21 protein-coding genes are annotated in these 17,772 nt (G+C 74.5%); 12 read left to right on the top strand and 9 right to left on the bottom strand.

The features are described from left to right. Positions 1-18: 18 nt before the first annotated feature. The gene (locus VM95_RS26190) at positions 19-498 is read right to left on the bottom strand and encodes a GNAT family N-acetyltransferase (RefSeq protein ID WP_045700957.1); all 480 of its coding nucleotides are present in this window, start codon (positions 496-498) and stop codon (positions 19-21) included. After that, positions 492-1,436, bottom strand: a complete 945-nt coding sequence (locus tag VM95_RS26185; RefSeq protein WP_045700955.1) for a MerR family transcriptional regulator — start codon at positions 1,434-1,436, stop codon at positions 492-494. Before VM95_RS26185 ends, VM95_RS26190 begins: the two co-directional genes overlap by 7 nt. A 63-nt stretch (positions 1,437-1,499) precedes the next feature. Here VM95_RS26185 and VM95_RS26180 point away from each other — a divergent pair, with 63 nt between their 5' ends. Further along, on the top strand, positions 1,500-2,129 hold the full coding sequence (locus VM95_RS26180) for a response regulator transcription factor (protein ID WP_045700953.1): 630 nt from the start codon (positions 1,500-1,502) through the stop codon (positions 2,127-2,129). A 4-nt stretch (positions 2,130-2,133) separates the two neighbouring features. Here VM95_RS26180 and VM95_RS26175 read toward each other — a convergent pair whose 3' ends face one another. Beyond that, positions 2,134-3,027, bottom strand: coding sequence for a transglutaminase family protein (locus VM95_RS26175; protein WP_045700951.1), 894 nt, complete (start codon positions 3,025-3,027; stop codon positions 2,134-2,136). Between the two features lie 73 nt (positions 3,028-3,100). Further along, the gene (locus VM95_RS26170; RefSeq protein ID WP_078860539.1) at positions 3,101-4,114 is read right to left on the bottom strand and encodes a GNAT family N-acetyltransferase; all 1,014 of its coding nucleotides are present in this window, start codon (positions 4,112-4,114) and stop codon (positions 3,101-3,103) included. 131 nt (positions 4,115-4,245) lie between these two features. Here VM95_RS26170 and fdxA point away from each other — a divergent pair, with 131 nt between their 5' ends. Both fdxA and dapC read left to right on the top strand, forming a co-directional pair. Then, positions 4,246-4,572, top strand: coding sequence for a ferredoxin (gene fdxA, locus VM95_RS26165; RefSeq protein WP_030061559.1), 327 nt, complete (start codon positions 4,246-4,248; stop codon positions 4,570-4,572). A 20-nt stretch (positions 4,573-4,592) separates the two neighbouring features. After that, complete coding sequence (gene dapC, locus VM95_RS26160; RefSeq protein WP_045700946.1) at positions 4,593-5,750, top strand: succinyldiaminopimelate transaminase; 1,158 nt, start codon at positions 4,593-4,595, stop codon at positions 5,748-5,750. Between the two features lie 73 nt (positions 5,751-5,823). On the opposite strand, the gene VM95_RS44650 is transcribed toward dapC, so the two are convergent. Beyond that, entirely contained in the window at positions 5,824-6,621 is a 798-nt protein-coding gene (locus VM95_RS44650; protein ID WP_052706683.1) for a hypothetical protein, read from the bottom strand. A gap of 305 nt (positions 6,622-6,926) precedes the next feature. Next, positions 6,927-7,934: a VldE C-terminal domain-containing protein gene (locus tag VM95_RS26150; protein ID WP_425265357.1), complete on the bottom strand. Its 1,008-nt coding sequence runs from the start codon at positions 7,932-7,934 to the stop codon at positions 6,927-6,929. 219 nt (positions 7,935-8,153) lie between these two features. On the opposite strand from VM95_RS26150, the gene dapE reads away from it, so the two are divergent. Both dapE and VM95_RS26140 read left to right on the top strand, forming a co-directional pair. Further along, complete coding sequence (gene dapE / locus VM95_RS26145) at positions 8,154-9,230, top strand: succinyl-diaminopimelate desuccinylase (protein WP_045700944.1); 1,077 nt, start codon at positions 8,154-8,156, stop codon at positions 9,228-9,230. A 114-nt stretch (positions 9,231-9,344) separates the two neighbouring features. After that, positions 9,345-10,154: an LOG family protein gene (locus VM95_RS26140; protein ID WP_045700938.1), complete on the top strand. Its 810-nt coding sequence runs from the start codon at positions 9,345-9,347 to the stop codon at positions 10,152-10,154. A 7-nt stretch (positions 10,155-10,161) separates the two neighbouring features. Here the strand turns inward: VM95_RS26140 and folP are convergent, their stop codons facing one another. After that, positions 10,162-10,974, bottom strand: coding sequence for a dihydropteroate synthase (gene folP / locus VM95_RS26135; protein ID WP_045700990.1), 813 nt, complete (start codon positions 10,972-10,974; stop codon positions 10,162-10,164). Between the two features lie 195 nt (positions 10,975-11,169). On the opposite strand from folP, the gene VM95_RS26130 reads away from it, so the two are divergent. After that, a complete protein-coding gene (locus VM95_RS26130) occupies positions 11,170-11,604 on the top strand; it encodes a DivIVA domain-containing protein (RefSeq protein WP_045700936.1) in 435 nt (144 codons plus the stop codon). Continuing rightward, the gene (locus VM95_RS26125; RefSeq protein WP_045700933.1) at positions 11,601-12,197 is read left to right on the top strand and encodes a DNA-3-methyladenine glycosylase I; all 597 of its coding nucleotides are present in this window, start codon (positions 11,601-11,603) and stop codon (positions 12,195-12,197) included. Before VM95_RS26130 ends, VM95_RS26125 begins: the two co-directional genes overlap by 4 nt. On the opposite strand, the gene VM95_RS26120 is transcribed toward VM95_RS26125, so the two are convergent. Further along, on the bottom strand, positions 12,194-12,994 hold the full coding sequence (locus VM95_RS26120) for an enoyl-CoA hydratase-related protein (protein ID WP_045700931.1): 801 nt from the start codon (positions 12,992-12,994) through the stop codon (positions 12,194-12,196). The genes VM95_RS26125 and VM95_RS26120 overlap by 4 nt on opposite strands. A 310-nt stretch (positions 12,995-13,304) precedes the next feature. Between VM95_RS26120 and VM95_RS40665 the strand changes: the two genes are divergently transcribed. Then, a complete protein-coding gene (locus VM95_RS40665; RefSeq protein WP_078860537.1) occupies positions 13,305-13,472 on the top strand; it encodes a DUF3117 domain-containing protein in 168 nt (55 codons plus the stop codon). Positions 13,473-13,587: 115 nt separating this feature from the next. Here the strand turns inward: VM95_RS40665 and VM95_RS26115 are convergent, their stop codons facing one another. After that, entirely contained in the window at positions 13,588-14,220 is a 633-nt protein-coding gene (locus VM95_RS26115) for an O-methyltransferase (protein ID WP_045700929.1), read from the bottom strand. Positions 14,221-14,510: 290 nt separating this feature from the next. Between VM95_RS26115 and sigE the strand changes: the two genes are divergently transcribed. From sigE to VM95_RS26095, 4 genes are all read left to right on the top strand, one after another. Beyond that, positions 14,511-15,239 (top strand): RNA polymerase sigma factor SigE, encoded by a 729-nt coding sequence (sigE, locus tag VM95_RS26110; protein WP_045700988.1) that lies wholly within the window; start codon positions 14,511-14,513, stop codon positions 15,237-15,239. Then, entirely contained in the window at positions 15,236-16,273 is a 1,038-nt protein-coding gene (locus tag VM95_RS44645; protein ID WP_052707582.1) for a zf-HC2 domain-containing protein, read from the top strand. Before sigE ends, VM95_RS44645 begins: the two co-directional genes overlap by 4 nt. A gap of 117 nt (positions 16,274-16,390) precedes the next feature. Next, the gene (locus VM95_RS26100) at positions 16,391-16,825 is read left to right on the top strand and encodes a sec-independent translocase (RefSeq protein ID WP_045700927.1); all 435 of its coding nucleotides are present in this window, start codon (positions 16,391-16,393) and stop codon (positions 16,823-16,825) included. 235 nt (positions 16,826-17,060) lie between these two features. Then, positions 17,061-17,738, top strand: a complete 678-nt coding sequence (locus VM95_RS26095) for a hypothetical protein (RefSeq protein ID WP_045700925.1) — start codon at positions 17,061-17,063, stop codon at positions 17,736-17,738. Positions 17,739-17,772 lie beyond the last annotated feature (34 nt).

Below are 17,772 nucleotides of genomic sequence, written 5' to 3'. Positions count from 1 at the left end.
GTCGGCGGGGCCGACTTCCTATGTCAGGGCGCGGCGGTAGCGGAGGGCTGGGCGCCCGTCGAGGAGGAACTCCTCGACGGGCGTGAAGGCGTGGTGGGTGAGGACCGCCATCGAGGCCGGGTTGTCCAGGGTGGTCCTGGCGGTGAGGGCGGTCAGGGCGTAGGTGGTGGTGGCGAGGTGCAGGACCTCGGCCACGGCGGCCTTGGCGAGGCCTCGGCCGGCGGCGGATTCGGCAATGCGGTAGCCGAGTTCGGCGCTGCCGTCCTCGACGTCGATCAGGTTGACGCGGCCGACGAGGGTGCCCTCCGAGACGATGGCGTGGAAGTGGCAGATGCCCGCCGCCTGTTCGGCCAGCAGGGCGGCGTGGCGGGCCGGGAAGTCGGCGAAGTAGGCGTCGCCCCGGTCGGGGACGGTGCGGGTGAAGTACGCCCGGTTGGCGAGCTCGAAGGCGAGCAGGGCGTCGGCGTGGTCGGGGCGGAGGGGTTCGAGGGTCAGCACGCCGTCAGTCTGGCCCGCAGGGCGGCCGTGAACCACTGGAATACCTCGGCCAGGCTCTCGGGCGCCGGCCAGCCGTTGATGACGGCGAGCAGCTGCCAGTAGCGCTCGGCGCGCGGGTCGTTCGCCGTTTCGAGGCGGCCGAGGAGCCAGTGGCGCAGCTCGGCGTCGTCGGGGCGGCCGAAGGTTTCCGCGTAGGCGGCGGTGAGGGTGTCGAGGACGGGGGCGGCAGAGGGCGAGGAGGGGGTGATGCCGGTGGCCAGGGCGTCGCCGATGACCGTCCGGACGGTCGCGGTGAGCGCGTGGTGCAGGCCGCTGGTGTCCCCCGAGGCCCGTTCGGCGGCCTGGTGCTCGGCCATCCTCCGCACCGCCGCCCGGAAGTCCGGGTCCTGGACGAGTTCGCCGAGCTCCACCCACGCCTCGACCTGCTCCGCCCGTGGCTCGTCCGGCAGTTCGGGCATGGCGCCGCGCATCATGGCGACGAACTCGGGGTTGGCGTCGAGGCCGCCGAAGGCCTCGTCGATGAAGTCCTCGATCAGGCGCCGGCGTTCGGCGTCCGACAGTTTGGCGAGCTTGTGCATGAGTCTCATCTCCTCGGGGGTGGACGAACGTTGGGCGACTGCGAGCAGGACGGCCCGGCGCAGCCGCAGGGTGCGGATCTGCACCGCCAGCGCCTCGGCGTGTGCCGCCGCGACCTCGTGCAGCGGGGCCTCGCGCTCCAGCACCCGCCGGACGGCGGGCAGGTCGAGGCCGAGGTCGCGCAGGGTGCGGACGAGGTCGAGCCGGGCGAGCGCGCGGACGTCGTAGAGCCGGTAGCCGGCCGGGCTGCGGTCGGTGGGCGGCACGAGGCCGGTGTCGGCGTAGAACCGGATGGCCTTGACGGTGAGTCCGGTGCGCCGGGCCAGGTCGCCGATCGTGTAGAGGGGGTCGGTGCCGTCCATGGCTCCACCTTGGCGTCTCCCCCTACGGGAGACTCAACCCCGCGGCCCTCTAAGGTCGTGGCCATGAGCGAGAACGAGAACGGTTCCCTGATCCGCGTGCTGCTGGCCGAGGACCAGGGGATGGTCCGGGAGGCGTTGGCCGCGCTGCTCGGGCTGGAGGGGGACATCGACGTCGTCGCGCAGGTCGGGCGGGGGGACGAGGTGGTGGCGGCGGTGCTCGCGAACGACGTGCAGGTCGCGGTGCTGGACATCGAGATGCCGGGGATGACGGGCATCGAGGCGGCGGCCGAGCTGCACCGCAGCGCGCCGCGCACCAAGGTGGTGATCGCGACCACCTTCGGCCGCCCGGGGTACCTGCGCCGCGCGATGGAGTCGGGGGCGGACGCGTTCCTGGTGAAGGACGCGCCCGCGTCCGAACTGGCGGAGGCGATCCGCCGGGTGCTGCGCGGGGAGCGGGTGATCGACCCGGCGCTGGCGGCGGCCGCGCTGGCGGAGGGCGCGAACCCGCTGACGCAGCGCGAGCGGGACGTGCTGGGCGCGGCGGCGGACGGCGCGGTGAACGCCGACATCGCCAAGCGGCTGCACCTGTCGGAGGGGACGGTCCGCAACTACCTGTCGATGGCGATCCAGAAGACCGAGGCCCGCAACCGTACCGAGGCGGTCCGGATCGCCCGGGAGAAGGGCTGGCTGTAGAGCATCAGTTGAGCCGGTGCCGGGCGGCCCGGGCCTCCTGCCGGACCTTCGCCGCCGCGTCCGGGTCGAAGGTGTCGAGGATCTGCGCGTAGTCGTCCATCTCGGCCGATCCGCCGAGGAAGTCGCCCATCCGGACGAGGAGTTCGGCGCGTTCGAGGCGCAGCTGGGCGGGGTGGCGGGGGAGCAGCAGGGCGAGTTCGGTGGCCCAGAGCTGGGTGCGGGCGTGCTCGGGCCGGTCGGCGGCCCAGGCGCGGATGTTGCCGAGCACCCGCAGCACGATGTCGAGCGGTGCGGCCGGGGTGAGCAGGGCGGGGGTGAACTCGTGCCCGGCGGCGACCAGGCGTTCGACGTCGGCCGGGTCGAGCAGCCGTCCGCCGTGGAAGGGGTCGGCGAGCACGTACTCCTCGCCGCCGCCCGCCGCGCCGCCCGCGCCGCCGCCGACCGCGACGATGAAGTGCCCGGGCAGCGCGATGCCGTGGACGGTCAGCCCGGCCCGCCGCCCGACCGCCGTCCACACCAGGGAGAGCATGATCGGCAGACCGCGCCGGCGCCGCAGCACCTCGGGCAGCAGCGAGGACTCCAGTCGCCGGTAGTCGGACTGCCGTCCGTGGAAGCCCTCCCGGCCGCCGAGGACGGCGGCGAGCAGGGCGGCGGTCTCCTCGGGCCCGGTCGGGCGCCGCTCGGCGACGGCGCGCCGCACGGCGGCCGCGTGCCGGTCGAGCGCGGCCTCGCAGGCGGCCAGCAGGGCGTCCGGGCCGACGCCGGGGTCCGGCGCGCCGAGCCCACCCGGTTCGGGCGCCGGCGGGTGTTCGGCGGCGGCGAGCAGACAGAGCAGCACCGGATCGGGCTGCTCGGCGCGGGCGGCGGTCCGGAAGCGGTCTCTGCTCTGCTCGGTCACGGTGACGGCGACGGCTTTCGTACGGCGGGCTGGCGGGCTGGCGGGCTGGCGGCGGGGCGGGCGGACGGGCGCGCTACGCCTGCGGGAGGAGCGCGTAGTGGTAAGTGTGACTGGTCGTGAAGCCCAGCTCGTCGTAGAGCGCGATCGCGCCCGCGTTCTCCGCCTCGACCTGCAGGTACGCCCCGGTCGCCCCCTCCTCGGCGGCGCGCGCCGCGAGCACCGCCATGACCGCGGTGGCCAGCCCGGCCCGCCGGGCGTGCGGCTGGACCTCGATGGCGCCGAAGCAGGCCCAGGGCCCGTCGATGACGCAGCGTCCGATGGCCAGCGGCGGCTGCCCGGGGGCGCCGGGCACGTGGGCGAACCAGACGGACGGCCCGCCGTGCAGCACCTGCCGGGCGGCCTCCTCGACCGCCGGGTCCGCGCCGACCCGGCGGTACACGGACATCCAGTCGGGCCCGGCGGTGCGCGCCAGCCGGACGCGGTCGTGCCCGCCGCCGATCCGGGTGAGGCCGGCCAGCGGGGCGGTGCGCACGAGGGTGGGCGCGTACCGGGCGCCCAGCCGGTCGAGTTCGGCGCGCAGGTCGTCGGGCGAGCCGGGCGTGAGGACCTCGACGTAGGCGGGCAGCCCGCGCGCCGCGTACCAGGCGCGGACGGCGTCCAGGGCCCGCGGCAGCGGCAGCCCGGGGTCGCCGAGCGCCTGGACGGAGTTGGCCCGCCGGGTGAAGCCGGCGGAGGCGCGCAGCGTCCATGCGCCGAGCGCCTCGTTCTCGACGGCGGGCCAGCCGCGCCCGGCGGTCCGCTGGAGTTCGACGGGCGTGGCGGCGGGCAGCGGGGCGCGTCGCGCGGGGAACAGCGGGACGGTCTTGCCGGCGACCAGCAGCCGTTCGGGGAAGGAGACCGGCTCACCGGTCCGGGGGACGACGGTCAGCCCGTGGTCGTCCCACCATGTGAGCACACCGATCGAATCCCGGAACACCGGACGTTCGTCCACGAATTCCGAGATCCGCCGGACGGACACCCGTCGGCCCACGTCAGAGCGGTCTATCCGGACCTCTGGACGCCGCTCGACCGGCCCGTCCACGATCATCTGGCCACCTCCTGTGCATTTGCGGTCTCCGACCCGCGATACTAGGGGCGGGCATCGACGACGCCGCGCTCACCGCGCACGCGAGTAGAACAGAACGGGCCGCCACGGCCCTTCCGAGGAGGAACGACAGCGTGACCTACGTCATCGCGCAGCCTTGTGTCGACGTCAAGGACAAGGCGTGCATCGAAGAGTGCCCGGTTGACTGCATCTACGAGGGCGAGCGATCGCTCTACATCCACCCGGATGAGTGTGTCGACTGTGGCGCGTGCGAGCCGGTCTGCCCGGTCGAGGCGATCTTCTACGAGGACGACACTCCGGAGGAGTGGAAGGACTACTACAAGGCGAACGTCGAGTTCTTCGACGACCTGGGTTCGCCCGGTGGCGCCTCGAAGCTGGGCCTGATCGAGCGGGACCACCCCTTCATCGCCGCTCTGCCGCCGCAGAACGCCGACCACTGACGATCGGTGGCAATCGAGCTGTGAGCACAGAGAACAGCACGCGCGCGCCGTTCCCGGGCCACCCGGGGGCGGCGCGCCGCGTTTCGGACAAGCTCCCCGTGTTCCCCTGGGACAAGCTGGAGCCGTACAAGGCCACCGCACTCGCCCACCCCGAGGGCCTGTGCGACTTCTCCGTGGGCACCCCGGTGGACCCGGTCCCCGAGGTGATCCAGAAGGCGCTGGCCGCGCACACCGACACCCCCGGCTACCCGACCGTGTGGGGCCCGCTGGAGCTGCGCGAGGCGATCGCCGGCTGGCTGCACCGCCGGGTCGGCGCCGGGATCGGCCCGCAGGCCGTCCTCCCGACGGTCGGCTCCAAGGAGCTGGTGGCCTGGCTGCCGACCCAGCTCGGCCTCGGCCCCGGCGACCAGGTCGCCTACCCGCGGCTGGCCTACCCGACCTACGAGGTGGGCGCACGGCTGTGCGGCGCCGAGCCGGTCGAGTACGACTCGGTGGACGAGCTGGACGGCTCCCGGGTGCGCCTGCTCTGGGTGAACTCGCCGTCCAACCCGACCGGCCGGGTGCTCGGCGCGGACGAGCTGCGCCGCGCCGTCGCGTGGGCCCGGGAGCACGGCGCGCTGCTGGTCAGCGACGAGTGCTACCTGGAGCTGGGCTGGGAGGCCGACCCGGTCTCCGTCCTGCACCCGGACGTCTGCGGCGGCGACCACGAGGGCCTGCTGGCCGTCCACTCGCTCTCCAAGCGCTCCAACCTGGCCGGCTACCGCGCCTCCTTCGTGGCGGGCGACCCGGTGGTGGTCAAGGAGCTGCTGGAGGTGCGCAAGCACGGCGGCATGATCGTGCCGGCGCCCGTCCAGGCGGCGACGGTCGCCGCGCTGGCGGACGACGCGCACGTCGCCGAGCAGCGCGGGCGGTACGCGGCCCGGCGCTCGGCGCTGCGCTCCGCGCTGGAGGCGTACGGCTTCCGGATCGAGCACTCCGAGGCGAGCCTGTACCTGTGGGCGACCCAGGACCGGCCGTGCTGGGAGACGGTGGCCGAACTGGCCGCGCTGGGCATCCTGGTGGCGCCCGGTGACTTCTACGGGCCGGCCGGCGAGCGGTTCGTGCGGGTCGCGTTCACCGCGACCGACGAGCGGGTCGCCTCGGCCGTGGCGCGGCTGAACGCGGCGCGCCCGGCGTAGCGAAACGCGACGAGGGGCCGGTGTTCGCGTCCGAACACCGGCCCCTCGCCCTTGGTCGGGAACGACCCGCGGGCTACAGCGGCAGGCCGCTGATGCTGCCGCCGTTCACGCCGTGCAGCAGGCCGCCGACCGGGCCGAGCGCGCCGGTGAGGCCGGAGAGCGGGTTGTTCGGGCCGAGGTCGGCGCCGCCGAGGCGGTTGGCCGAGCCGTGCTCCGCCAGGCCCAGGACGTCGGTGCCGGGCAGGCCGCCGGGCACGGCGTGCTCGACCGAGCCGAGCGGCAGCGCGCGCTCCACCGAGCCCAGCGGCAGCGCGTCGGTGACGGCGTTGGTGCTCGGGACGGCGCCGGAGAGCTTGTCGGCGCCGGGCAGGCCCTGCGCGACGCTGCCGGTCTGGGCGAGCCCGCCGACCGGGCTGGCGGCGGCGCTGCGGGTGCCCATGGCCTTGCCGGTGACGGCCTCGCCGAGCTTGCCGGCCAGGGCGGAGGCGACCTTCGGGGCGACGTGGGCGAGCTGGCCGGTGGTCGCGGCCGTCTGGTCGACCGGGGCGGTGAACGAGCTGGCCTTCTCGTTGGCCTCGGGCAGCTGGTGGGCGACGATGTTGCCCGCGGCGTCGGCGGAGGCGGGCACGCCCGCGGCGACGGTGGCCGCGCCGGTGGTGCCGGCGGCCTGGCCCAGCTGGTGGGTGGTGTGCTGCAGGGTGGAACCGGTGTCGGTGTTGGTCAGCTGGCCCAGCGGCGCCGCGAGGTCGCTCTTGGGCAGCAGGGCGTCCCCGCCCAGGGCGGACGCTGAGCCGGCCGCGATCAGCGGGGTGGCTCCGGCCGCCACGACGAGCGCGGCCTGGGCGATCCGGCGCGTGAGGGGGTGAGACATGGGGCTCCTCGAAGGGGTCTGGGTCCGTCCCGTCCGCCGGGAGGACGACCGGGCGTGGACGACCGGGCGGACGAGTTGTTACCGCTTGAGAAGCCAGAAGGTTTCGGCCGGAGCAAGGAAAGTGTCGGACCTACCGTCAGATCGTATGACCGCCGCGTGGGGCCGTTCCGGGGCTCCCGTGACACCCCGGAGCGCGCCCCGGCCAAGGGGAGTGACGGTTCTCCACCCGGTCGGCCGGGCCGAGTGCCCGGTCCACCGGGGTTGACCGAAATCACCCGTCCGGCGGCAACCCGAACGCCAGTGCGTCAGCTCTTCCCGGACGGGGCCAGGGTGACCTGGACGAGCTTGGTCGACGTCCCCGAGGACTGCGACTGCCAGCCGTCCTCCGACTCGTCCTTGCGCCAGATCTTCCCGTCGTAGGCGACCGTCGCGATGCCCAGCTGCTGCGCCTGCGCGACCGCCCAGTGCGCGACCTGCCAGCCGCCCGCCCGCTCGGCGTCCACCCCGCCGCCGGCGGCGCCGTCCGTCGCCGAGGTCAGCGCGGCCGCGGCCGGATCCGGGGTCAGCGAGACGGCGTTCTCCGCACCCTTGATCGTCGAGGTGTAACCCGTCGCCGGGGTCACCGTGCGGCCGAACTCCCGGCGCACCCGGTCCGAGAGCACCTGCGCCCGGTCCGGCGGCGCGGCCGCGGGGGCCGAGGCCCCGGCGCTCGGCGCGCCCGCGGTGGCCGAGGGGGAGTCCTCCGGATCCGGCTTGGCGTAGTCGTGCACCACGCAGGAGAAGGAGGCGGGCTCCCGCCCGGCCAGCGCGCTGGTCAGCAGCGTCGCCTTGGTCTCGTGCTTGGCGTACGCCTGCGGGTAGCCGCTCTTCTGCACCGCCTGCGCGGCGTCGGTCAGCGGCAGCCGGGTGTAGCCGGGCACCTTGACCAGGCCGTCCAGGAACTTGTTGGTCGCGTACACCGGGTCGGCGATCTGCGCCGCGGTGCCCCAGCCCATCGACGGGCGCTGCTGGAACAGGCCGAGCGAGTCCCGGTCGCCGCCCGCGAGGTTGCGCAGCTTCGACTCCTGCATGGCCGTGGCCAGCGAGATCGCCGTCGCCCGGTCCGGCAGGTTGCGGGCGTGCGCCACCGCCGCGATGGTCGCGGCGTTGGCCGCCTGCGGCAGCTCCAGGGTGCCCTCGCCGGTGGCGGTCTTCACCCGGCAGCCCTCGTCCTCGCCCTGCTTGAAGCCGAACCACCAGATGCTGGCCACCGCCAGCCCCGCGATCAGCGCGAGGCCGATCAGGCCGACCAGTACGGACAGCAGGGCGCGCAGCGGACCGCGGCGGACGACGGGCTCGAACTCCTCGCCGTCCTCGCCCAGCTCCTCGCTGCTCCTCTTCCTGGCCACCGTCGCCCCTCTCGCGCCTTGTCCTTGATCCGACACCGTACCCACTCGGACGGGTGTACGGCGCCGCCGGTTGCCGTTCCGTGCCCGACCTGTGTCACAGCGCGACCACGGAGGGCGCCCGGCGGGAGCACTAGGCTGACCGCCATGAGCGACCTCAACCCGACGCCCCTGGACCTCACCCTCGACGGCGGCGCGCTGACCGCCCGGCTCGTCGACTTCCCCTCGGTGAGCGGCGACGAGCAGGCGCTCGCCGACGCCGTCGAGGCCGCCCTGCGCGGCTACCCGCACCTCACCGTGGACCGCCACGGCAACAACGTGGTCGCCCGGACGAACCTCGGCCGCGCCGAGCGGGTCGTGCTCGCCGGCCACCTGGACACCGTGCCGATCGCCGACAACCTGCCCTCCTACGTCGACGGCGACCGGCTCTACGGCTGCGGCACCTCGGACATGAAGTCCGGCGTGGCCGTCGCGCTGCGCCTGGCCGCCTCGCTGACCGAGCCCAACCGCGACCTCACCTACGTGTTCTACGACTGCGAGGAGGTGGAGGCCCACCGCAACGGCCTCGGCCACCTCGTCAAGGACCACCCGGACTGGCTGGCCGCCGACTTCGCGGTGCTGATGGAGCCCACCGGCGCGATGGTCGAGGGCGGCTGCCAGGGCACCCTGCGGGCGCAGATCCGGCTCACCGGCGTGCGCGCCCACGCGGCCCGCAGCTGGCTCGGCGACAACGCCATCCACCACGCCGCCGAGGTGCTGACCCGGCTGGAGACGTACGAGGCGCGGCGGGTGGAGATCGACGGCCTGGAGTACCACGAGGGCCTGAACGCGGTGCGGATCGACGGCGGCGTGGCCGGCAACGTGATCCCCGACGAGTGCGTGATCACCATCAACTTCCGCTACGCGCCGGACCGCAGCGAGGCCGAGGCGGAGAAGCACGTGCGCGAGGTCTTCGACGGCTTCGAGCTGACCGTGACGGACTTCGCCGCGGGCGCCCTGCCCGGCCTCGCCCAGCCCGCCGCCCGGACCTTCCTGGAGGCCACCGGCGGCCGCGCCCGGGCCAAGTTCGGCTGGACGGACGTCGCCCGGTTCAGCGCGCTCGGCGTCCCGGCCGTCAACTACGGCCCCGGCGAGCCGGACCTCGCGCACAAGCGGGACGAGTGGTGCTCGCTGAGCGCCATCGCCGAGACCGAGGAGCGGCTGCGGGGCTGGCTGGCCGGCTGACCCGGACGGCCGTCAGCAGCTGATCCGATCGGCTGGTGAACGCCACCTTCCGGTCGTCCAACCGACCTTCCCCCGTTGCCTGAAAACGGGGGAAGGTCGGCGTAGGGTTTCGTCATGACAGGCACAGGAGACGAGAAGCACTACGGACACGGGCCCGAGCAGGTCGGCGCGCCCCGGACGAAGAAGGCCTGGCCCGAGAAGCAGAAGGGCCCGGTGCTGGTGCGCCGGGACCAGGTCGGCACGAGCACCACGGACCAGCGCCTGCTGGACACCACCGGCCCGACCGACTGGCTGCACACCGATCCGTGGCGGGTGCTGCGGATCACCTCCGAGTTCGTCGAGGGCTTCGGCGCCCTCGCCGAACTCCCGCCCGCGATCAGCGTCTTCGGCTCCGCACGGACCCCGGCCGACTCGCCCGAGTACGAGGCCGGCGTGGCCATCGGCCGGGCCCTCGCCGAAGCCGGCTACGCGGTGATCACCGGCGGCGGCCCCGGCGCGATGGAGGCCGCCAACCGCGGCGCCACCGAGGCCGGCGGCCTCAGCGTCGGGCTCGGCATCGAGCTGCCCTTCGAGCAGGGCCTCAACGAGTTCGTCGACCTCGGGCTGAACTTCCGTTACTTCTTCGTCCGCAAGACGATGTTCGTGAAGTACGCGCAGGGCTTCGTGGTCCTGCCCGGCGGGCTCGGCACGCTGGACGAGCTGTTCGAGGCGCTCACCCTGGTCCAGACGAAGAAGGTCACCCGCTTCCCGGTGATCCTCTTCGGCAGCGCCTACTGGGGCGGCCTCTACGAGTGGCTGAAGGACACCCTGGTCGCGCAGGGCAAGGCGGCCCCGCACGACCTGGAGCTCTTCCACATCACCGACGAGATCGACGAGGTCATGAAGATCCTCGCCGACGCCCGCCGGCCCGCGAACGAGATCTGACCGCTCGCTAGGCCAGCCCCCGGCGGGCGACCGCCGGGGGGCGGGTGCCCCGGATCGAGGCGACCATGTCCAGCACCTGGCGGGTCTCCGCGACCTGGTGCACCCGGTACACCTGCGCGCCCAGCCAGGCCGAAACCGCCGTGGTGGCCAGCGTGCCGAGCAGCCGCTCGTTCACCGGCCGGTCCAGGGTCTCGCCGACGAAGTCCTTGTTGGAGAGCGAGACCAGCACCGGGAAGCCCGTCGCGGTCATCTCCGGCAGCCGCCGGGTGGCCTCCAGCGAGTGCCGGGTGTTCTTGCCGAAGTCGTGCCCCGGGTCGATGACCACCGCGTCCCGCCGCACGCCGAGCTCCACCGCCCGCTCGGCCAGCCCGACCGTCACCCGCAGGATGTCCGCCATCACGTCCTCGTACCCGACCCGGTGCGGGCGGGTGCGCGGCTCGGCGCCGCCCGCGTGGGTGCACACCAGGCCGACGTCGTGCCGGGCGGCCACCTCCGCGAGCTTCGGGTCCACCCCGCCCCAGGCGTCGTTCAGCAGGTCCGCGCCCACCTCGCAGACCGCCTCGCCGACCTCGTGCCGCCAGGTGTCCACGCTGATCACCGCCTCGGGGTGGCGCTTGCGCAGCTCCGCCACGAACGGCACGGTGCGCCGCAGCTCCTCCTCGACCGTCACCTCGTCGCCCGGCCCGGCCTTGACCCCGCCGATGTCCAGGATCGCGGCGCCCTCGGCCACCGCCCGGTCGGCGGCGGCGAACGCGGCCTCGTCGGCGAAGGTGGCGCCCTTGTCGAAGAACGAGTCCGGGGTCCGGTTGACGATCGCCATGATCACCAGCTCGTCGTCACCGAATTCGCGCGGTCCCAGGCGCAGTGCCACCGATGTCTCCTCCACAGCTGCTGCGGGTGCGATGATGGCCCCCGGCCTCACTGGGAACCATGCTGTCATGATCGGTTCGATCCCGGGCACCACTGCGCCCGGGCCCCACGGAGAGGGCCGACCGGGAGTTCGGGAGGAAAGCTCGTGTTCTGGGTGATCGTGGTCGCCATGGCCGTGGTGGTCGGCGGCGCCGCGCTGGTGGCGCTCGGCGGGGGCGGCTCGATGCCGGAGGCGGTGCCCGACCGCATCGCCGCGCGGCTGCCGCAGGACCGTCCGCTGAGCAAGACGGACGTCGACGAGCTGCGCCTGCCGATGGCGCTGCGCGGCTACCGGATGGACGAGGTGGACGACGTGCTCGACCGCCTCGGCGCCGAACTCGCCTACCGCGACGCGCGGATCGCCGAGCTGGAGGCCGCCGCCCACCTGCGCGGCGCGGTCGAGGCGACCGGCCACCCGGACACCCTCACCGAACCGCTTCCCGGCCTGGAGGCGTTCGCGAAGGTCGTCGAGCCGGCCGTCGCCCTCACCAAGGCGCCCGCGGACCGCACCGAGGACGCGAAGCCGGCGGCCGACCAGTGAGCGAGCCCGCCGGCGGCGCGGTGCTCGGCGCGGACGGCCTGCTCCGCTGCGGCTGGGGCGAGTCCACCGACGACTACCGGGCCTACCACGACACCGAGTGGGGCCGCCCGGTGCACGGCGACGACGCGCTGTTCGAGCGGGTCTGCCTGGAGGCCTTCCAGTCCGGCCTGTCCTGGCTGACCATCCTGCGCCGGCGCGAGGGTTTCCGGGCCGCCTTCGCCGGCTTCGAGATCGCCCGGGTCGCCGAGTTCGGCGAGGCCGACCGGGAGCGGCTGCTCGCCGACCCCGGCATCATCCGCAACCGGGCCAAGATCGAGGCGGCGATCGCCAACGCGAAGGTCGCCCGCGAGCTGGACGGCGGCCTGGACGCGCTGATCTGGGGCTTCGCCCCGGCACCGGACCGGCCGGCCCCCCGCACGCTCGGCGAGGTGCCGGCCGTCACGCCCGAGTCGACGGCGCTGGCGAAGGCGCTGAAGAAGGCCGGCTTCCGGTTCGTCGGCCCGACCACCGCCTACGCCCTGATGCAGGCCTGCGGCCTGGTCGACGACCACCTGGCGGACTGCCACGTCCGCACCGGCCCGCAACGGCGTTAGCGCCCCAGGTACTTCGGCTTCTCCTTGGCGATGAAGGCGCGGACCGCGATCCGGTGGTCCTCGCTCTCCCCGGCCAGCGTCTGCAACTCGTCCTCCTTGTCGAGGAGTTCGTCCAGCGAGTGGGAGGCGCCGTAGGCCAGCGACGCCTTGATGGCGCCGAACGCGACGGTCGGGCCCTCGGCCAGCTCGCGGGCGAACACCCGGGCGGTGGCGGCGAGTTCCTCGGGCGCGACCACCTTGGTGGCCAGCCCCAGCTCCATCGCCTCGGCGGCCTTGACCGTCCGCGGCAGCATCAGCAGCTCGGTGGCCTTCGCGTGCCCGACCAGCCGCGGCAGCGTCCACGACGCGCCCGAGTCGGCGGTCAGGCCGATCCCGGCGAACGCGGTGTTGAAGCCGGCCCGCTCGGACAGGATGCGGAAGTCGCAGGCGAAGGCGAGCGAGGCGCCCGCGCCGGCCGCCACGCCGCCGACCGCCGCCACGGTCGGCTTGCGCATTCCGGCCAGTGCCCGCACGAGCGGGTTGTAGTGCTCGGCGACGGTGCGCAGCGCGCCTTCGCCGGTCTCCTCGGCCCGCTTGAGCAGCGTCAGGTGCTCGTTCAGGTCCTGCCCGACGCAGAAGGCGCGCTCGCCCGCCCCGGTCAGCAGCACCGCCCGCACGGCCGGGTCGGCGGCCGCCTCGATCATGGTGTCGCGCAATGCGACCTTGGTCGCGACGTCCAGGGCGTTCATCGCCTCCGGACGGTTGATGGTGACGACGGCGAGGCCGCCGTCCAGCTCGTACAGCACGGAATCGGACATGGACGAGGGCTCCCTCGGGCGAGACGGCGCGTGAGCCGCGATGATCGGTCGGGAGTCAGGATGCCGGAGCGCGGGGCCGCATGGGGAGTGTGAGGTATCGCACCCTCCGGTGGTGTCCGAACCGCCGCCACGCCGGGGCTTATGACGCGAATTGCGATGGTTGGGGCCGGTCCGGCCGTGGATGCACCGAGAGTGATGTTGGTCATCAGGCCTTGGCATGCGGGATAATGGCTTCCGATCAATGCGTTCGATACCGGCGGTGGACGGACTGCCGGTGCGTAGCTGAGCGGTTGCAGGAAGGGGAACGAGCATGGCGGCCATGAAGCCGCGGACGGGTGACGGCCCGCTCGAAGTCACCAAAGAGGGGCGGGGCATCATCATGCGCGTTCCGCTCGAAGGCGGCGGACGCCTTGTGGTGGAGCTCACGCCTGACGAGGCCGAAGCCCTGGGCGATGCCCTGAAGCAGGTCACCGGCTGACCCAGCGGGTGCTCGCCGTCTCCTGGAGACGTGCCGTCGGGCCCGGGTGCGACGACGAGTCGGCCCGGGCCCGCGTGTTCTCCCGGGCCCGGCCGCGTGCCGCGCCCCGCGCCGCTCAGCGCTTGACGGCGCAGAGCAGCCCGTCAGAGACCGGCAGCAGCGCGGGCAGCAGCGCGTCGCTCTCCCGTACGTCCCGGACCAGGTCGCGCACCGCGCCGGTCTGCGGGTCCTGCAGCTCCGGCTCGGCGAGCCGGCCCTCCTGGAAGACCCCCTCGAAGCAGACCATCCCGCCCGGCCGCAGCAGCCGCAGCGCCTCCAGCAGGTACTCCCGCGACTCGGCCGGATCGCCGTCGCAGAACACCAGGTCGTACTGGCCGTCCGCGAGCCGCGGCAGCACCTCCAGCGCCCGGCCCGGTATGAACCGCGACCGGTTGGCCGCGAACCCGGCCGCCTGGTACGCCTCGCGGGCCAGCTGCTGTCTCACCGGCTCCGAGTCCACCGTGGTCAGCACGCCGTCCGGCCGCATCCCGCGCAGCAGGTAGACCCCGGAGACGCCCGTCCCGGTGCCGATCTCGGCCACCGCCTTGGCGTCCAGCGCGGCCGCCAGCAGCCGCAGGCACGCCCCGCCGCTCGGCCCGATCGCCCGTATCCCGGTCCGCGCGGACTGCGCCCGGGCGTAGGTCAGCACCGCGTCCTCGCCCACGTAGGTGTCGGCGAGGGCCGCGCGCGCGGGCCCGAACTCGCTGATGGCTGCCTCTTTCGGAGCCCCGGGTCGCGGCCCGGTGCCGGGGGATGTCGATATTTCCTGCCACAGATTACTGGCCGGACGGGAACCGCGTACGGCGGCGGGCCGTTGTCAGTGCGGACCGGGTGGGGGAGACCCCTCCCGGACACTTTTATCCGGGCTTGACGGGTGAGGTGGATATGGTGGTGGCCCTGCTGGGCAGAAGAGCCGACCGAGGAGGTGTGGCCGAGGGCGACGTCCCCGTGCGGCGGCACTCCCGCGGCACCACGTCGGCCCGTACGCCGAAGCCCGTGATGAACCAGCCCGCGCACTCCCCCCTGGACCAGCCCGTCACCGCCGGGACGCCGGCCGCCGGTACCACCGCGGCCCCCGCCCTCGCCGGCTTCGCCGAGGGCCCCGACGCGCAGGGCTGGACTCCGCCCACCTGGGAGGAGATCGTCGAGGCGCACAGCGCCCGCGTCTACCGCCTCGCCTACCGTCTGACGGGCAACCAGCACGACGCCGAGGACCTCACCCAGGAGGTCTTCGTCCGGGTGTTCCGCTCGCTGTCCACCTACACCCCCGGCACGTTCGAGGGCTGGCTGCACCGGATCACCACCAACCTGTTCCTGGACATGGTCCGCCGCCGCCAGCGCATCCGCTTCGACGCGCTCGGCGAGGACGCGGCCGAGCGGCTGGCCTCCCGCGAGCCCAGCCCGGCCCAGCACTTCAGCGACACCCACTTCGACGCCGACGTGCAGCAGGCCCTGGACACCCTCGCCCCGGAGTTCCGCGCCGCCGTGGTGCTCTGCGACATCGAGGGCCTGTCCTACGAGGAGATCGCCGCCACCCTGGGCGTCAAGCTCGGCACCGTCCGCAGCCGCATCCACCGCGGCCGCTCCCACCTGCGCGCCGCGCTCAAGCACCGCGCCCCCGGGCAGGCGCCCGGCCGCGAGCGCCGCGGCGGCTCGGAGGAGCCCGAGCCGGTGGCGGTCGGTGCCGTCGAGGCCGCGCCGAGCGGGCGCGGACGGAGGCGATCGTGAGCGCAACCGGCCGGTCCGGGCCGGGCCAGTCGGACGCGTCCGGCCGGTCCGCCGGAAGGCGGGGCTGGGCCCTTCCGGGCCGCCGCGGCGGCGAGGACCAGGGCGAGCCCGCACCGCCCGCGCTCGCGCTGCCCGCCGAGACCGCACTGCGCCCCGTCCCGGTGCGCCCCACCGAGCCCGCCGCCGAGGAGCACCACCTCGGCGAGCGGCTGTCCGCCTTCGTGGACGGCGAACTCGGGCACGACTCGCGCGAGCGCGTCCAGGCCCACCTGGCGACCTGCCCGCAGTGCCTGGCCGAGGCCGACGAGGGCCGCGCCGTCAAGCACCTGCTGACCCGCACCGGCACGCCCGGCCCGTCCGCCGGGCTGATGGCCCGGCTGATGGCCGTCGCCGAGCTGCCCGAGGACGGCCCGGCGGGCGTCGACCGGCCGACCGGCCGGGGCCGCCGCGACGATGACGACGACCTGCCCGGTGGCGGGGTCGCCGCCACCGGCACGCTCGGCGGCAGCCGGCTCACCGGCGGCTCCTTCGGCCGCGGCGCCGGCTCCTCCTTCGGCGCGGGCGCGCTCGGCGCCGACAGCCCCGTGCCCGGGGTCGACCCGCGCGCCTTCGGGCGCGGCGGCTCGGTGCTGCGGCCGCTGATCGGCCGGCGCTCCGACACCCCCGAGGCGGTCGCCCGTCCGGAGCCGGCCGCCCGCCCGGCCGTCGCCGGCCGGCCGCGCGCCGGCTCGCCCGCCGTCCGCACCCCGGCGCCGCGCGGGCGCCGCCTGGTCTTCGCCGCCGCGGGCGCCTTCTCGGTCGCCGCGGTGACGCTCGGCGGCGTCGGCGGGCTCAGCCTGCAGGGCGAGGAGCCGACCGGCACCTCGGTCAGCCCGGTCGACCGGGGCGGCCGCGGCGGGCTCGTCCCGATGAACGCCCAGGTGCCGGTGGACTTCCCGGCCCGCGCGGTCGCCGCCACCCGCGAGGCGACCCCGCCGCCGACCCCGGAACGCCTCCCGGGCGGCCTGGCCGCGCTTCGCCAGCAGATCCGCTGACGCTGGACGATTCGGCCACCGGCTGGTCTTTACCACGGCTTCATCGCCTCGATGGTCGGGGACCCGCCGGTGGCCATTACGCTGTAGGGACGTCGTCCGATTCGCTAGGGAGCCTGGGTGTTCACCGATGTTGGCGGGCTGAAGCTCCTGACCCTCGCCGTGCTGGCGATCATCGTCTTCGGTCCGGACAAGCTGCCCAAGCTGATCCAGGACACCATGGGCTTCATCCGCAAGGTCCGCTCCTTCGCCGACAACGCGAAGGAGGACATCCGCAGCGAGCTGGGCCCGGAGTTCAAGGACTTCGAGTTCGAGGACCTGCACCCCAAGACCTTCGTCCGCAAGCAGCTCATGGGCGACGGCGAGGACCCGCTGGGCCTCAAGGGGATGAAGGACACCATCGACATCCGCTCCGTCCTGGACGACAAGCCCGCGGCGCCGGTGAACGGGCGGACGGGCGGCGTGAGTTTCGACAAGGCCGCCCCGGCCGCCGCCTCGACCGGCGCGCCGCTGCAGCCCGGCGAGCGCCCGCCCTTCGACCCCGACGCCACCTGAGCCGCGACGCCACCCGAGCCCCGGCTCCGCCCCGCTCCGACACGCGAACCGCCCCGCCCGGCCGCCCGGCTGAGCGGGGCGGCGGCACGTCCGGGGCTATTGTGCTGATTGCTCCCGCCGAGCCGTCCGTCACAGTCCGCCCGCAGCGGGCCCGGAAGGCCCCCGGGGGCGCCGCGGTACGCCACCATGGGAGCGCGGCAGCGGCAGGCACACGCGCGGTTGAGGAGGCCCGGGGATGGACGCGACGAGTCAGGCGGGAGGGGCGACGGCCACGGCCGGCGCCCCGGTGGTCGGCGGGCAGGCCGGGCCGGCGGACCCGCTGGTGCCCTACCTGTCCGCCGACTTCCCCTGGTACGGCCTGGACGACGGCTGGACCGGCCGCCGCTACCTGATGCAGGCCGGCGCCGGCGGCCCGCGCGCCGGAGCGGCCGGCAGCGTCGACTACGGCTCGCTCGGCCACGGCGAGGAGCCGGCCCGACAGTACGAGCCGCGCGACATGCGCCGGTTCGCGGTCGTGGTCACCGTCGCCCGCCGGGACAGCCGCCGCAGCGCCGACAACACCGGCACGCTGGAGGCCACCTCCGCCTCCTCCGCCGCCTGGCTGGCCGGCTCCGGCCTGCTCGGCGCCACCTGGCCGGGGCAGCTGGACCGGGCGCTTCGCCAGGACTGGATGGACCAGCAGAGCGCCCTCGCGTGGGACCTCGCCGACGACCTGGACGGCCCCGGCTGGTCCACCCTCAGCCTGCCGGTCAACGGCCTGCCGCAGCCGTTCCGCTACCGGGAGTCCGAGTACGGCTGGGTGCTGGCCGGCGAGGCCCCCGGCGTCCTGCTCGGCGCGTACGGGCGCGGCGTCAGCGCCTACGGCGCGGGCTTCGCCACCGTCCCCGACCTGGCCGCCTACACCCGGCCGTAAGGCCTGCGGGCACGACGAGGGCCGGGCGGTACGA

Source organism: Streptomyces rubellomurinus, from assembly GCF_000961885.1.
GTDB classification, from domain to species: domain Bacteria; phylum Actinomycetota; class Actinomycetes; order Streptomycetales; family Streptomycetaceae; genus Kitasatospora; species Kitasatospora rubellomurina.
The sequence above is the reverse complement of the archived record's forward strand: the minus strand, read 5'-3'. Positions and strand labels throughout refer to the sequence as shown.